The 14,904-nt window shown below is 62.8% G+C and carries 14 protein-coding genes; 8 read left to right on the top strand and 6 right to left on the bottom strand.

The annotated features are described in order from the left end of the window. Positions 1-58 precede the first annotated feature (58 nt). Both cysK and cysZ read right to left on the bottom strand, forming a co-directional pair. On the bottom strand, positions 59-1,027 hold the full coding sequence (cysK, locus tag ACJ8IJ_RS05730; RefSeq protein ID WP_004936453.1) for a cysteine synthase A: 969 nt from the start codon (positions 1,025-1,027) through the stop codon (positions 59-61). Between the two features lie 185 nt (positions 1,028-1,212). Continuing rightward, positions 1,213-1,971, bottom strand: coding sequence for a sulfate transporter CysZ (gene cysZ, locus ACJ8IJ_RS05725; protein WP_033632432.1), 759 nt, complete (start codon positions 1,969-1,971; stop codon positions 1,213-1,215). Positions 1,972-2,192: 221 nt separating this feature from the next. Here cysZ and zipA point away from each other — a divergent pair, with 221 nt between their 5' ends. The 3 genes from zipA to ACJ8IJ_RS05710 all read left to right on the top strand — a co-directional run bounded on the left by zipA (position 2,193) and on the right by ACJ8IJ_RS05710 (position 5,534). Further along, on the top strand, positions 2,193-3,218 hold the full coding sequence (zipA, locus tag ACJ8IJ_RS05720) for a cell division protein ZipA (protein WP_004936446.1): 1,026 nt from the start codon (positions 2,193-2,195) through the stop codon (positions 3,216-3,218). 79 nt (positions 3,219-3,297) lie between these two features. Beyond that, the gene (gene ligA, locus ACJ8IJ_RS05715) at positions 3,298-5,319 is read left to right on the top strand and encodes an NAD-dependent DNA ligase LigA (RefSeq protein WP_049188773.1); all 2,022 of its coding nucleotides are present in this window, start codon (positions 3,298-3,300) and stop codon (positions 5,317-5,319) included. Further along, positions 5,319-5,534, top strand: a complete 216-nt coding sequence (locus ACJ8IJ_RS05710) for a DUF3820 family protein (RefSeq protein WP_004936441.1) — start codon at positions 5,319-5,321, stop codon at positions 5,532-5,534. Before ligA ends, ACJ8IJ_RS05710 begins: the two co-directional genes overlap by 1 nt. 27 nt (positions 5,535-5,561) lie before the next feature. Here the strand turns inward: ACJ8IJ_RS05710 and ACJ8IJ_RS05705 are convergent, their stop codons facing one another. Continuing rightward, positions 5,562-6,554 carry a bile acid:sodium symporter family protein gene (locus ACJ8IJ_RS05705; RefSeq protein ID WP_049188771.1) on the bottom strand — a complete coding sequence of 331 codons (993 nt, stop codon included), beginning with the start codon at positions 6,552-6,554 and terminating at the stop codon, positions 5,562-5,564. 97 nt (positions 6,555-6,651) lie between these two features. Between ACJ8IJ_RS05705 and ACJ8IJ_RS05700 the strand changes: the two genes are divergently transcribed. Further along, complete coding sequence (locus ACJ8IJ_RS05700; RefSeq protein WP_049188769.1) at positions 6,652-7,572, top strand: LysR family transcriptional regulator; 921 nt, start codon at positions 6,652-6,654, stop codon at positions 7,570-7,572. A 1-nt stretch (position 7,573) separates the two neighbouring features. Here the strand turns inward: ACJ8IJ_RS05700 and ACJ8IJ_RS05695 are convergent, their stop codons facing one another. Both ACJ8IJ_RS05695 and ACJ8IJ_RS05690 read right to left on the bottom strand, forming a co-directional pair. After that, a complete protein-coding gene (locus ACJ8IJ_RS05695) occupies positions 7,574-8,041 on the bottom strand; it encodes a FlxA-like family protein (protein ID WP_004936433.1) in 468 nt (155 codons plus the stop codon). A 52-nt stretch (positions 8,042-8,093) separates the two neighbouring features. Beyond that, positions 8,094-8,642 (bottom strand): nucleotidyltransferase family protein, encoded by a 549-nt coding sequence (locus ACJ8IJ_RS05690; RefSeq protein WP_049188768.1) that lies wholly within the window; start codon positions 8,640-8,642, stop codon positions 8,094-8,096. A 159-nt stretch (positions 8,643-8,801) separates the two neighbouring features. Between ACJ8IJ_RS05690 and ACJ8IJ_RS05685 the strand changes: the two genes are divergently transcribed. Further along, entirely contained in the window at positions 8,802-10,187 is a 1,386-nt protein-coding gene (locus ACJ8IJ_RS05685) for an ethanolamine ammonia-lyase subunit EutB (RefSeq protein ID WP_004936427.1), read from the top strand. Further along, complete coding sequence (gene eutC / locus ACJ8IJ_RS05680) at positions 10,184-10,975, top strand: ethanolamine ammonia-lyase subunit EutC (protein WP_049188766.1); 792 nt, start codon at positions 10,184-10,186, stop codon at positions 10,973-10,975. The genes ACJ8IJ_RS05685 and eutC overlap by 4 nt, the downstream gene beginning before the upstream one ends. On the opposite strand, the gene ACJ8IJ_RS05675 is transcribed toward eutC, so the two are convergent. Further along, complete coding sequence (locus ACJ8IJ_RS05675; RefSeq protein WP_049188764.1) at positions 10,954-11,856, bottom strand: LysR family transcriptional regulator; 903 nt, start codon at positions 11,854-11,856, stop codon at positions 10,954-10,956. The two genes, eutC and ACJ8IJ_RS05675, sit on opposite strands and share 22 nt — an antisense overlap. A gap of 451 nt (positions 11,857-12,307) precedes the next feature. Here ACJ8IJ_RS05675 and budA point away from each other — a divergent pair, with 451 nt between their 5' ends. Together budA and alsS are read left to right on the top strand one after the other, a co-directional pair. Then, complete coding sequence (gene budA / locus ACJ8IJ_RS05670) at positions 12,308-13,087, top strand: acetolactate decarboxylase (RefSeq protein ID WP_004936416.1); 780 nt, start codon at positions 12,308-12,310, stop codon at positions 13,085-13,087. 32 nt (positions 13,088-13,119) lie between these two features. Then, complete coding sequence (alsS, locus tag ACJ8IJ_RS05665; RefSeq protein ID WP_004936413.1) at positions 13,120-14,805, top strand: acetolactate synthase AlsS; 1,686 nt, start codon at positions 13,120-13,122, stop codon at positions 14,803-14,805. The last annotated feature ends 99 nt before the right edge of the window (positions 14,806-14,904 follow it).

Here is a 14,904-nt window from a genome sequence, read left to right as displayed (position 1 = left end):
CAGTCCACAAAAAAGCACCCCGCAGGGTGCTTTTTTAGCGATTTGTGCAGTTGCGGAATTACTGCTGCAATTCCTGCTCGGTGAACAGATCGGCGAACAGCGCGGTGCTGAGATAACGTTCGCCGGAAGAGGGCAGGATGACCACGATAGTCTTGTCGGCGAACGCCGGTTCTTCGGCCAGTTTCACCGCCGCCGCGACCGCTGCGCCGGAGGAGATGCCCGCCAGGATGCCTTCTTCGTCCATCAGACGGCGCGCCATGCTGATGGCTTCGTCGTTGGAGACTTTCTCGACGCGATCCACCAGATCCAGATCGAGGTTGCCCGGAATGAAGCCGGCGCCGATGCCCTGGATCTTGTGCGGGCCCGGCTTCAGCTCTTCACCGGCCAGCGCCTGGCTGATGACCGGCGAGTCGGTCGGCTCTACCGCCACGGTGGTGATGGCTTTGCCTTTGGTGTTTTTGATGTAGCGGCTGACGCCGGTCAGCGTGCCGCCGGTGCCGACGCCGGAGATGAACACGTCGACTTCCCCGTCGGTGTCTTCCCAGATTTCCGGGCCGGTGGTTTTTTCATGGATCGCCGGGTTGGCCGGGTTGCTGAACTGTTGCAGGATCAGGTAACGGTTCGGATCGGTGGCGACGATCTCTTCCGCCTTGGCGATGGCGCCCTTCATGCCTTTCGCCCCTTCGGTCAGCACCAGGTTGGCGCCCAGCGCTTTGAGCAGCTTGCGGCGCTCGATGCTCATGGTTTCCGGCATGGTCAGCGTCAGCTTGTAACCGCGAGCGGCGGCCACGAAGGCCAGCGCGATGCCGGTGTTGCCGCTGGTCGGCTCCACCAGTTCTTTACCGGCGGTCAGCACGCCGCGTTGTTCCGCATCCCAAATCATATTGGCACCGATGCGGCATTTGACGCTGAAGCTCGGGTTGCGTGATTCAACCTTGGCCAGAATGCGTCCGTTGCCGATACGGTTCAGACGAACCAGCGGCGTATGGCCGATTGTTAATGAGTTGTCTTCATATATCTTGCTCATAGCCCGTCCTTTAACTCTATGAAAATGTGGGGAACATCGAAAGCATACGCTAACAGTACCGGCAGGGAAGTAAAGAATTGGTATATCTATATGTTATTAGGAAATAAGTTTTAAGCACAATGATAAGGGCGCGAAATGCGCGCCCTGTCGAAAATTTCCGCGCTATCGGCGGCAAAAAACGGCGGTTATCGGACGAATTGCGAGCGGTAGCGATCGACCCACATCGCGGTGGCGCCGCAGACGGCGACCGGCAGGATCACCAGATTGAGGATCGGGATCATGGTGAACAGGCTGACCAGCGCGCCGAACTGCAGGTTGTCGGTTTTGTGCTGGCGCAGTGCGCGGCGCATGTCGGCAAAGCTCACCTTGTGGTTGTCGAACGGATAGTCGCAATACTGGATCGCCAGCATCCAGGCGCTGAACAGGAACCACAGCACCGGCGCCACCGTTTGACCGATGCCGGGCACGAAGTACAGCGCCAGCAGCAGCAGCGCGCGCGGCAGGTAATACATCAGCTTGCGCCATTCGCGCGCCATGATGCGCGGCAGATCTTTGGCGATGCCGAGCAGGCCGGTATCTGGCAGCGGTTTGCCGGTCAGGCTGCCTTCGAGCTGTTCGGCCAGCAGGCCGCAGAACGGCGCGGCAATAAGATTGGTGATGGTGCTGAACAGATAGCTGAACACCAGCAGCACCGAAATGACCGCCAGCGGCCACAGCAGGTAGCTCAACCATTGCAGCCAGTCGGGAACGTGGCTCATCATCGCCGGGATCCAGTCGCCGAGGCGGCTGAACAGCCACCAGAAAGCGGAACCCATCAGCAGCACGTTGACCAGCAACGGCAGAACCACATAGCGTTTAATCCCCGGGCGCGAAATCAGACGCCAGCCTTCGGCGAAATAGTGAATGCCGCTGGTCGATCGGGGAGAGGGCTGCGTATAGGACATATCTTAAGTTATCTCGTTGTCTGAACAGGCATCATTATCATATAGGGATGATTTTCCACTGGCTAGGGTAGGGTTGGCTGAAAAACCAGCAGAAAAAGGCAGTATAATCATCTTTATTGGCATAAAGTTCAGCACGGACTTGCACTTGTGTGCGCGGGCAAATAGAGTTAAAGAGTGAATGTTTGCCGCGGTGGCAATGTATTGGAACAACAGAGATAGCAATGATGCAGGATTTGCGTCTGATATTAATCGTTGTTGGCGCGATCGCCATAATAGCGCTGTTATTGCACGGTCTGTGGACCAGTCGCAAAGAACGGTCAGCGCTCTTCCGCGATCGCCCAGCCAAACGTTCCCAAAAGGAACGTGAACAAACTCCGATCGACGATCTCGAAGAAGGCGTCGGTGAGGTGCGCGTACGCGCCGCTCACCCGCAAGACGAGCCGTCATTCGGCCATTTCGATGCCGCACGCGAAGAACCCGTGGCCGCGCCGAAGCCCGCTCCGGCGGCTGCGCCTGCGCCCCGCGCCGTTCAGCCGGCCGCTCATCAGACGCCGCCTCCGCTGTCTCAGCGGCCGGAGTACGATGACATCCTGCTGAACAACTACGCGCCGGACGAAGAACCGGCCGAACCGCAGCAACCGCAACCGGCCGCGCGCCGTGAGCCGCGCGTCGACGATCTGCCGCATGAACATGAGGCGCCGCAGGGGGCTGAACCGGCATTCCACGCCGAGCCGGCCCCTGTGCAGCCCGCGCCGGAAGTGAAGCCGGCGCAGGAGCCTGCGCCACAGCCACAACAGCCGGCGGCTGCGCCAATTCAGGCCAAGCTGAAAGAGACCGTGCTGGTGCTGCACGTCGCGGCCCATCAGGGCGGCGTAATCGGCGGCGAAGTGCTGCTGCAGAGCGTGTTGCAGGCGGGCTTCCAGTTTGGCGAGATGGGCATCTTCCACCGCCATATCAGCCCGGCCGGCAGCGGCCCGGTGCTGTTCAGCCTGGCGAACATGGTCAAGCCGGGGTCGTTCGATCCTGACATGATGTCCGACTTCTCCACGCCGGGCGTGTCGATGTTCATGATGGTGCCGTCTTACGGCGACGCCAATCAGAACTTCAAGCTGATGTTGCAGTCGGCACAGCGCATCGCCGACGACGTGGGCGGCGTGGTGCTGGACGACGAGCGCCGCATGATGACGCCGCAGAAGCTGGAAACCTACAAAGCGCGTATCCGTGAAGTGTTGGAAAACAACGCCTGACCGGATTGCCGCGCGCACTGAACATCCGTAACAACAAAGCCCCCGCTAGCCGGGGGTTTTTTATCTTTGATGGTGAGCCATGGAATCGATAATCCAACAAATCAATCAACTACGAGCCACACTGCGCCATCATGAATACCAGTATCATGTGCTGGATGCGCCGGAAGTGCCGGATGCGGAATATGACCGCCTGATGCGCGAGCTGCGCGAGCTGGAGAGCGCGCATCCGGAGCTGATCACCGCCGATTCGCCGACCCAGCGCGTGGGCGCGGCGCCGCTGGCGGCGTTCGACCAGGTGCGCCACGAAGTGCCGATGCTGTCGCTGGACAACGTGTTTGACGAAGAGAGCTTCCTGGCGTTTTACAAGCGCGTGCAGGACAGGCTCAAGAGCAGCGATCCGCTGACCTTCTGCTGCGAGCTGAAGCTGGATGGCCTGGCGGTCAGCCTGTTGTACGAAGACGGCGAGCTGGTGCGCGCGGCGACGCGCGGCGACGGCACCACCGGCGAGAACATCACTACCAACGTGCGCACCATTCGCGCCATCCCGCTGCGCCTGACCGGCGACAACATCCCGCGCCGGCTGGAAGTGCGTGGCGAAGTGTTCATGCCGCAGGCCGGTTTCGAACAGATGAACGAAGAAGCCCGGCGCAAAGACGGCAAGGTATTCGCCAACCCGCGCAACGCCGCCGCCGGCTCGCTGCGCCAGCTCGATCCGCGCATTACCGCCAAACGCCCGCTGACCTTCTTCTGCTATGGCGTTGGCCTGCTGGAAGGCGGCGAGCTGCCGCGCAGCCACTTTGAGCGCCTGATGCAGTTCAAGGCCTGGGGCCTGCCGGTCAGCGATCGCGCCCAGCGCCGCACCGGCAGCGAGGAAGTGCTGGCGTTTTATCGCCAGGTCGAGCAGGACCGCGCGCAGCTCGGGTTCGACATCGACGGCGTGGTGATCAAGATTGACGATATCGATCTGCAGGAAACGCTGGGCTTTGTGGCGCGTGCGCCGCGTTGGGCGACGGCGTTCAAATTCCCGGCGCAGGAGCAGATCACCGTGGTGCGCGAAGTAGAGTTTCAGGTTGGCCGCACCGGTGCGATTACGCCGGTGGCGCGCCTTGAGCCGGTGCTGGTGGCCGGGGTGACCGTCAGCAACGCGACCTTGCATAACGCCGATGAAATTGAGCGTCTGGGGCTGCGCATCGGCGATACGGTGATCGTGCGCCGCGCCGGCGACGTGATCCCGCAGGTGGTGGGGGTGCTGGAAGACCGTCGGCCGCAGGATGCGCGCGAAGTGGTGTTCCCGCTGCACTGTCCGGTGTGCGGCTCCGACGTTGAGCGCGTGGAAGGCGAGGCCGTGGCGCGCTGCACCGGCGGTCTTATCTGCGGCGCGCAGCGCAAAGAGGCGTTGAAGCATTTCGTTTCCCGTCGCGCGCTGGACGTCGAGGGCATGGGCGACAAGATCATCGAGCAGCTGGTGGACAAGGAGTACGTGAAGAACCCGGCCGATCTGTTCCGCCTGTCCGCCGGTATTCTGACCGGTCTGGAGCGCATGGGGCCGAAATCAGCGCAGAATCTGGTCAACGCGCTGGAGAAATCCAAGCAGACCACCTTCGCCCGTTTCCTGTATGCGCTCGGCATTCGCGAGGTCGGTGAAGCGACCGCCGCCAACCTGGCCGCGCATTTCGGTTCGCTGGAGAAGCTGTTCGCCGCCGATATCGAGGCGTTGAAAGAAGTGCCGGACGTCGGCGAAGTGGTGGCCAAACACACCCGCAATTTCCTCGATGAAGCGCTCAATCAGCAGGTGATCAACGAGCTGGTGGGCGCCGAGATCGGCATCCGCTGGCCGGCGCCGGTGGTGGTGGTGGCGGAAGAGATAGACAGCCCGTTCGCCGGCAAAACCGTGGTGCTGACCGGCTCGCTGAGCCAGCTTTCGCGCGACGAGGCCAAAGATCGCCTGACGGCGCTGGGCGCCAAGGTCAGCGGCAGCGTGTCGAAGAAAACCGATCTGGTGATCGCCGGCGAGGCGGCCGGCTCCAAGCTGGCGAAGGCGCAGGAGCTGGGTATCGCCGTGATCGATGAAGCGGAGATGATCCGCCTGCTGGGTGACTGATGGAAAAAGAAAACCTGCTGGAGATCGCCAATACCGTGATGCCGTTCGGCAAGTACCAGGGGCGGGTGCTGATCGACCTGCCCGAAGAGTACCTGCTGTGGTTCGCCCGCAAGGGCGAATTCCCCAAAGGCAAGCTCGGCATGCTGATGGAGATGACGCTGGCGATTAAAATCGAAGGGCTTGATCACCTGGTCAAGCCGCTGAAGAAAAGCTGATCTGACGGGCCTTGGCCCGTCTTTTTTTTACCCGCGCGACGCCTGTGCGTTGGGCACCGCCTGCTGCGCCTGCTGCTTGCGCTGGTATCTTTTGGCCAGCACTGCGCAGGTCATCAGCTGCACCTGATGAAACACCATCAGCGGCAGCACCATGATCCCCACTGTCGCCGCCGGGAACAGGATATTGGCCATCGGAATGCCGTTCGCCAGGCTCTTCTTCGAGCCGCAGAACACGATGGTGATCTCGTCCGCCTTGCTGAACCCCAGCCAACGTGCCATGTAAGTGTTCACCACCAGCACGATCGCCAGCAGTACGATGCTGCCGCCGACGATAAACGCCAGCGAACCGACCCCTACCTGATGCCAGATACCGTGCGTGACCGCTTCGCTGAAGGCGGCGTACACCACCAGCAAAATCGAGGTCTGGTCGGTTTTGCCGATCAGCGGGCGATGGCGTTCGATCCAGCCGCCGATCAGCGGCCGCAGCAGGTGGCCGGCGACGAACGGCACCAGCAGCTGCAGCACGATCGAGCCCACCTGCCGCAGGCTGCCGGTATCGCCGTGCACATTCATCAGCAGGCCGACCAACAGCGGCGACACGAAGATCCCCAGCAGGCTGGAGGCGGAGGCGCTGCACACCGCCGCCGCCACGTTGCCGCCCGCCAGCGAGGTGAAGGCGATGGCCGATTGCACGGTGGCGGGCAGGATACACAGGTAGATGAAACCGGCATACAGCTCGGGGCTGACGTCGATCGGCGCCCACCAGGCGAACAGCATGCCCAGCGCCGGAAAAATGATGAAGGTGCTGAACATCACCCACAGGTGCAGCCGCCAGTTGTTGCTGCCGGCCAGGATGGCCTCGCGCGACAGCTTGGCGCCGTGCATGAAGAACAGCAGGGCGATGGCGGCGATGGTCAGGGCGTTGAGCCAACCGACGAACTCGCCGCGCGCCGGCAGGAACGACGCCAGCAGTACGGTGGCGATCAGCGTCAGGGTAAAACGATCGGGCAGAAATCTCATGGCGGTGCGCTCAGGGTAGAAAATCGATGGGGCTATTCTCCCGCGCGGGGATATAATAATTAAATTGATTTATTTAATTAATATATGAATAAAACACATGAATTACTCACTCAAACAGCTGCGGGTGTTCGTCGCCATCGCCCGCCACGGCAGTTTCAGCCGCGCCGGTGAGGCGATTGGTCTGACGCAATCGGCGGTCAGCCACAGCGTGAAAGAGTTGGAAGCGGAGGTCGGCGTGCGCCTGCTGGATCGCACCACGCGTGAAGTGGTGTTGACCGATGCCGGCCTGCGGCTGGCCAACCGGGTCGAACGGTTGCTGGACGAGCTGCAGAGCACTCTGCTGGATGTGCGCAGCTTTGGCGTACAGCGCAGCGGTACGGTACGGGTGGCGACGAGCCAGACCATTTCCGCCCATCTGATGCCGCAGTGCATCGCCGCCGGCGAGCGCGAATACCCGGAGATCCGCATCATGCTGCGCGATCAGGCGCAGCAGCAGGTGCTGCACAGCGTGCGCAACGCGGAGGTGGATTTCGGCATCGTGGTCGATCCGGTACAGGCGGTGGATCTGGAGTGCGAAGCGGTGCTGCACGAGCCGTTCCTGTTGCTGTGCCGCGACGATCATCCGTTCGCTGCGCAGCAGGCGGTGCATTGGTCGGCGCTGAACGGTTGCCGCCTGGTGTTGCAGGACTATGCGTCGGGCAGCCGACCGCTGATCGACAGCGCGCTGAGGCAGCAGGGCGTGGAGGCGCAGGTAGTGCAGGAAATCGGCCATCCGGCGACGCTGTTCCCGATGGTGGCGGAGGGGATCGGCATCAGCATCTTCCCGGCGTTGGCGTTGCCGCTGCCGGAAGGGGGGCGGCTCCGGGTGCGGCGGCTGGTGCCGGAGATCAACCGTGCTCTGATGCTGGTGCGGCGCAAGAACCGCTCGCTGACGCCGGCGGCGGAGGCCATCTGGCAGGTGGCGCGTCAGCAGGCGGCGCTGCTGCACCAGCGCCGGCAGGAAAACGCGGCATATTGACTCAGATATAGACGTCCACCGCGTTGAGCGGCGTTGGGCGGTTTACGCCGTCGCCGGCTTGCGCCGCGGCTTTTGCCATCTGCTCCTGCTGCTGCTTTTCCATTTCTTCTTTCTGGATGCGCGCGATCTCGGCCTGCAACATCTTGATCTGCGCTTCGATCAGCTGCTTCTGTTTTTCGATTTCCTTAGGATCGGCGTCGGAGTCCTTTAGCTCCACCAACTTTTGCTGCAGCGACTGAATCTGCCGGTTCAGCGCCTTGATGCGGGCCGAGGCGCGGCTTTCGTTGAGGTTGACCGGTTCGTCATTGCCGTTGGCGCGTTCGTTTTTCTCCATCTTGCCGCCTTGCGGCTGGTTGTTGACCGGTTTGGCCATCAGCAGTTCGCCCTGATGGCCCGGCGCGCTGAACACGTTGCTGACGCCGGGAACGGTATTTTTGATCGGTACGATCATGGTGATGGTGGTCGACATGAATGCTCTCCCTGAGTCGGTATATCGCTGTTCAGGGTATCGGCAGCGGCGGCTAAATCTTTACCTGCCGCAGGCGCGGCCAACGCTGCAGCCAGCCTTTGTCGAGCACGCGCTGGGCATAGGCCGCGCGATCGCCGTTTTTCGCGTTAAAGGTAATGGTGTCGTCGAATAGCGCCGCGAGCCCGAAGGGGGCCACCAGCGTGATGCTGTCGTCGGCGTTCAGGCGCGCGCCGATCGCCGTTTCCACTTCGGTCCAGAAGCTGATGGCCTCTTCGCTGTCGCGATAAGGCGCCCGGCCGCCGCGCAGGTGCATGCGCGCCTGGTTCTTGACCGACCACGGCTGCGGCAGCCACTGTTGCAGCCGCGCCTCCAGCATGCGATCGCGCTCAGCGTCCGCACGCTCCGCATCGAAGTGGATCACGTCGATATCGTTGAGCGGCGTGGGCTCCGTATAGCCATGGCGCCGATCCCACACCAGATTGCGCACAAAGCCGGCGCCGAGGCACCAGTCATTCAGGCCGAGCCGGCGCACAGTGCGCAGGGCGGCCATGCGTGCGTTATCTTGTTGCAGCCAGTCGATAATTTGCCGTTGCGGATCCATCACCCCTCCTGTTTTCGCGGCTACTGTAACCCGAAGCGGCAACGGGTGAAATGGGGGAAAGCGTGATGGTGGCGATCGCGTGCAAAATAATTTTCTTTTCCCACTGACTACACTTGGTGCAGGGCTTTTATCTCGTCACGCAGGGCAAGGGAGGGGGCTATGTTTCAGGCAACGGTGGGCCAACGCGGCTATCGCTTTGGCGATCTGCGGCAGCTGATGGCGAAAGCATCGCCGGCGCGTTCCGGCGATTATCTGGCGGAGGTGGCGGCGGAGAGCGCCGAAGAGCGCATGGCGGCGCGCATTGCGCTGGCGGATGTGCCGCTCAAGGCGTTCCTGCAGCAGGTGCTGGTGCCGTACGAACAGGACGAGGTGACGCGCCTGATCATCGACAGCCACGACGCCGCCGCCTTTGAGCCCATCTCGCACCTCACGGTCGGCGATTTTCGCGACTGGCTGCTGAGCGAGCAGGCGGACAGCGCCATGCTGGCGCAGGTGGCCGCCGGCATTACGCCGGAGATGGCGGCGGCGGTAAGCAAGATCATGCGCAATCAGGATCTGATCCTGGTGGCGAAGAAATGCCGGGTGGTGACGCGCTTTCGCAATACCATCGGCCTGCCGGGCCACCTCAGCGTGCGGCTGCAGCCCAATCACCCGACCGACAGCCTGCAGGGCATCGCCGCCAGCATGCTGGACGGTTTGTTGTACGGCAGCGGCGACGCGGTGGTCGGCATCAACCCGGCCAGCGACAGCCTGCCGCTGCTGGAAAAGCTCAACTACATGCTGGACGACGTGATCCAGCGCTTCGCCATACCCACCCAATCCTGCGTGCTGACCCACGTGACCAACACGCTGCGGCTGATGGAGCGCGGCGCGCCGGTGGATCTGGTGTTTCAGTCGATCGCCGGCACCGAGGCGGCCAACCGCGGTTTCGGCATCAGCCTGGCGCTGCTGGCGGAGGCGCAGCAGGCGGCACTGAGCCTCAGGCGCGGCACGCTGGGCGATAACGTGATGTATTTCGAAACCGGGCAGGGCAGTTGCCTGTCGGCCAACGCCCATCACGGCGTCGATCAGCAGACCTGTGAGGCGCGCGCCTATGCGGTGGCGCGCCATTTCTCGCCGCTGCTGATCAATACCGTGGTGGGGTTTATCGGCCCCGAATACCTGTATGACGGCAAACAAATTATCCGCGCCGGGCTGGAGGATCATTTCTGCGGCAAGCTGCTCGGCCTGCCGCTGGGCTGCGACGTCTGCTACACCAACCATGCCGAAGCCGATCAGGACGACATGGACACGCTGCTGACGCTGTTGGCCGCCGCCGGGTTGACGTTCCTGATCGGCGTGCCGGGCGCGGACGACATCATGCTCAATTACCAAAGCACTTCGTTCCACGACGCGCTCTATATCCGTGAACTGCTGGGGCTGAAGCACGCGCCGGAGTTCGCCGCCTGGCTGGCGGCGATGAACATCACCGACGAGCGCGGGCGGCTGCGCGACGCCGCCGCCAATCACCCGCTGTTGCTGGCGCTGCAGGGAGAACGCACATGAGCAAACCGGTTCACGTCAACAGTTGGGACTCGCTGCGCGCCTTTACCGACGCGCGCATCGCGTTGGGGCGCACCGGCGCCAGCCTGCCGACCGACGAGCTGCTGCGCTTCGGCCTGGCCCATGCCCAGGCGCGCGACGCGGTGCATCAGCCTTTCGACAGCGAGCGGCTGGCGGCGGATTTGCACCAGGCCGGTTGGCCCTCGCTGGCGGTGCACAGCCAGGCCGCCGACCGCGCCGCCTATCTGCGCCGTCCGGATCTGGGGCGGCAATTGGCGTCGGACAGCCGCAGCCTGCTGCTCGGCTCACCATCGCGCCGTGTCGATCTGCTGCTGGCGGTGGCGGACGGCCTCTCCTCCAAGGCGGTGCACCGCCAGGCGCTGCCGCTGCTGCAGGCGCTGCGGCCCTATCTCGATACGCTGGGGCTGAGCGTCTCACCGGTGGTGTTGGCGCATCAGGCGCGGGTGGCGCTGGGGGATGAGATTGGCGAATGCCTGCAGGCCCGTGCGGTGGCGGTGCTGATCGGCGAACGGCCGGGGCTGTCGTCGCCGGACAGCCTGGGCATTTATTTGACCTGGGAGCCGAATGCGCGCAGAACGGACGCCGAGCGTAACTGCATCTCCAACGTGCGGCCGGAGGGGCTGGATTACCCGCAGGCGGCGTTCCGTCTGGCCTGGCTGCTGGAGCAGGCGTTCCAGCGGCGGCTGAGCGGCATCGAGCTGAAGGACGAGAGCGACAATCCGGCGCTGCACAACCGGGTGACACCGCTTTACCCCCAGCTGGGCGGCTGACCAAGGGTTTGCTGCAGCAGGGCGGTGAAGGCCGCCAGCCGGGCGGACACCTTCGCCATCGGGCGCAGCAGATAGATGCCTTGCTGCTCATGGCGCGGATCTTCGAGCATCTGAACCAGTTGCCCATTCTGCACGTCCGGCCCCACCACCCAGTTGGGCAGGAAGGCAATGCCGAGGCCGAGCAGCGCCGCCTGGCGCTGCGCGGTGAAGTCGTCGCAGCGCAGCGCCATGGTGCAGCGGCTCATCAGCGCCGCGTCGAGGATCTGCGCCCAGCAGGCCGGCTGCTGTTTGTGGTAGCGGGCGATCAGCCGATGCTGCGGCAACGCTTCCAGATCGCTCGGCAGGCCATAGCGGGCGACGTAGGCAGGGCTGGCGCACATCACCCAGCGTTGCGTGGCGATGCGGCTGGCGTACAGCGCGCTGTCCTTCTGTTCGCCGATGCGGAGGGCGGCGTCCAACCGTTCCTGCGTCGGATCGGTCTGGCGTTCGGTCAGATCGAGATCGATAGACAGCTGCGGATAGCGTTCCGCCAGCGTCGGCAGCAGCGGCAGCACATAAGTTTTGCCGAAGGTCGGCAGGCAGCTGATGCGCAGCGTGCCCTGCGGCGTTTCGTTCAGCGCGTTCAGCTCGGCGTGAATGCCGGTAATGTCCGTCATCAGCGCGGCGGCGCGCGTCAGCAGCAGCTCGCCGGCGTCGGTCAGCAGCAGCCCACGGGTGGAGCGGACGAACAGCGTGGCGCCGAGCGCGCTTTCCAGGGCGTCGATATGGCGCACCAGCGAGGAGGGCACCATGCCCAGCCGGCGAGCGGCGGCGGAAAAGCTGCCCAGGCGGGCCACGTCGAGAAAGATCGGCAGATGTTCAACATAACGGGCGTCATTCATTTTTGCATTATATGCAAAAGCGTTTCTTATGAATACCCGCTTCTCTGTCGGCGGTGCTGCGGCTACTCTGGCTGCGGGTTGACGGCGGGCTTTAACGCCGCTGCATCCCGGCCGTATAGAGAGAAAACGCATAAACCTCGCGGCGCTTAGCACTAAATAACAGATGTTTTTCCCAGGTTGCATGAGCCGCCTGCGGAGTTGATTGTCGCTCCAACACCAGATTAACCGTTCAATTTGATATCCGACTCGGCATTAATGATTAGTGAGCCTTTACTTTCACACGTCATGCCGTGGGTTCTGGATATCGGCCGGCCAGCCGTGCCGGTTTTTTTGTCGCCTCAGGCTGAATCGTTCCAACTGATGAACGCGCCTTGGGGGGCATCTTGGCCCACCGTCGGTGGGTCTTTTGAACGCGCAGGATCGCGATCCCGCGCTGGTGGAGGAGTGAGTCATGAACGAAAAACACGGGTGTTCCTGTGCGCGCCATTTGGCGCAGGGTTTTGCCAGGCAGTCGATCAACGCCGGGGAGGGCGAAATCTATCAAATCTCGCTGATGAGCGCGCTCATCGACGGGGTCTACGAGGGTGAAACCACCATTGCCGAGTTGCTCAAACACGGTGATTTCGGCCTCGGCACCTTCAATCACCTGGATGGCGAACTGATCGCTTTCGACCAGGAAATACACCAGCTGCGCGCCGACGGCAGCGCCCGCCCAGCCGGTTTGCAACAGAAAACCCCTTTCGCCGTCGTCACCTTTTTCCAGCCCAGTATCAGCCAGCAGTTCGACCGGCCGATCACCAAGGCGCAGCTGCACCAATGCATCGATGAACAGGTCGCCTCGCCGAACCTGTTTTGCGCGGTGCGGGTCGACGGTGAGTTCAGCCACGTGGAAACCCGCACCGTGCCGCGTCAGGAACGGCCCTATCGCCCGATGCTGGAAGCGATAGAAGAGCAGCCGACCTTCTCGTTTCATCAACGGCGCGGCACGCTGGTCGGCTTCCGCTCGCCGGATTACATGCAGGGCATCGGCGTGGCCGGCTATCACGAACACTTCGTTACCGACGACCGCAGCGGCGGCGGCCACGTGCTGGACTACCAGCTCGATCATGGCCGCCTGCAGTTCGGCGTCATCACCCGTCTTAATCTTCAGTTGCCGCATGATGCGGATTTCTTGCGCGCCAACCTCTGCCCAGAGGATTTGGATCGCGCGATTCGTTCCGCCGAGGGCTAACCCCGGCGATCGTTTTCTTAGGAGGTGGAACCATGGCACAGGAAAAAACAGGCAATGACTGGCAATGCGGCGCCGATTTGGTGGTGAAAAATCTGGAAGCACAGGGCGTCAAACACGTTTTCGGCATTCCGGGCGCCAAGATCGACCGGGTGTTTGACTCGCTGGAGGACGCGCCATCGATTGAAACGGTGGTGGTGCGGCATGAGGCCAACGCGGCCTTTATGGCGGCGGCGGTTGGCCGCCTGACCGGCAAGGCCGGGGTGGCGCTGGTCACCTCCGGGCCGGGCAGCTCCAACCTGATCACCGGACTGGCCACCGCCACCTCGGAAGGGGATGCAGTGGTGGCCTTCGGCGGCGCGGTGAAGCGCGCCGACAGCCTGAAGCAGACACACCAGAGCATGGATACCGTCAGCATGTTCCGGCCGGTGACCAAGTATTGCGCCGAAGTGCACGCCGGCTCGGCGATTTCCGAGGTGATCGCCAACGCCTTCCGCCGCGCCGAGTTTGGCCGGCCGGGAGCCTCGTTCGTCAGCCTGCCGATGGATATCGTCAATGAACCGGTCAGCGCGCCGGTGTTGGCCGGCTGCCGCTTGCCGCGCATGGGAGCCGCGGCGGCGGACGACATCCAGGCGGCGGTGAAGCTGATCCGCCAGGCCAAATGCCCGGTATTGCTGCTCGGTTTGCAGGCCAGCCGGCCGGAGAACAGCGAGGCGGTGCGCCATCTGCTGTACCGCACCCACATGCCGGTGGTCGGCACCTATCAGGCGGCGGGGGTGATTGACGTCAACCACTTCGCCCGTTTCGCCGGCCGCGTTGGCCTGTTCAACAATCAGCCGGCCGATCAGCTGTTGCAGAAGGCCGATCTGGTGGTGAGCGTCGGCTATGATCCGATCGAATACGATCCCTGCATGTGGAACAGCCATGGGCGGCTGAAACTGGTGCACATCGACGTGCTGCCGGCGGATATCGATACCTGCTATCGGCCTGACGTCGAGCTGGTGGGCAACATCAGCGCCACGCTGAACATGATGACTGAAACGTTCAATGAGGCGGTCTGCGTGCCGCCGGAGGTGGAGCTGATCCTCACCGATCTCGGCCGCCAGCGCACAGAACTGGCGGAGCGCGCCGCGCGCCGCGGCGGCATGCCGATCCACCCGCTGCGCATCGTCAAGGAGCTGCAGGACATCGTCAGCGACGACGTGACGCTGTGCGTGGACATGGGCAGCTTCCACATCTGGATCGCCCGTTATCTTTACAGCTTCCGCGCCCGCCAGCTGTTGATCTCCAACGGCCAGCAAACCATGGGGGTAGCGTTGCCGTGGGCCATCGGCGCGGCGTTGGTGCGCCCCGGCGACAAGGTGGTGTCGATCTCCGGCGATGGCGGCTTCATGCAGTCGAGCATGGAGCTGGAGACCGCGGTGCGGCTGAAAAACAACATCGTGCACGTGATCTGGGTCGATAACGCCTACAACATGGTGGAGATGCAGGAAGTGAACAAATACCAGCGCAAATCCGGCGTGGAATTTGGGCCGATTGACTTCAAGGCCTATGCGGAATCCTGCGGCGCGGTCGGTTTCGCCGTGCAGTCTGTGGACGATCTGCGGCCGATGCTGCGCAAGGCGATGGCGATCCAGGGGCCGGTGGTGGTGGCCATTCCGGTCGACTACGCCGACAACTATAAGCTGATGGCGCAGATGAACTTCAGCCAGATGATTTAATTTCATCATCGCGTGGTTTCACCGGGGCAGGCGGCTTGCGCGCCTGCCCGTTTTTATGCGCGGAATTTGTCCTTTACATCGCTAACTGCATGATTTATT

Source organism: Serratia sp. CY40230 (assembly GCF_052168835.1).
In the GTDB taxonomy this organism is placed as follows: Bacteria; Pseudomonadota; Gammaproteobacteria; order Enterobacterales; family Enterobacteriaceae; genus Serratia; species Serratia nematodiphila.
The sequence above is the reverse complement of the archived record's forward strand: the minus strand, read 5'-3'. Positions and strand labels throughout refer to the sequence as shown.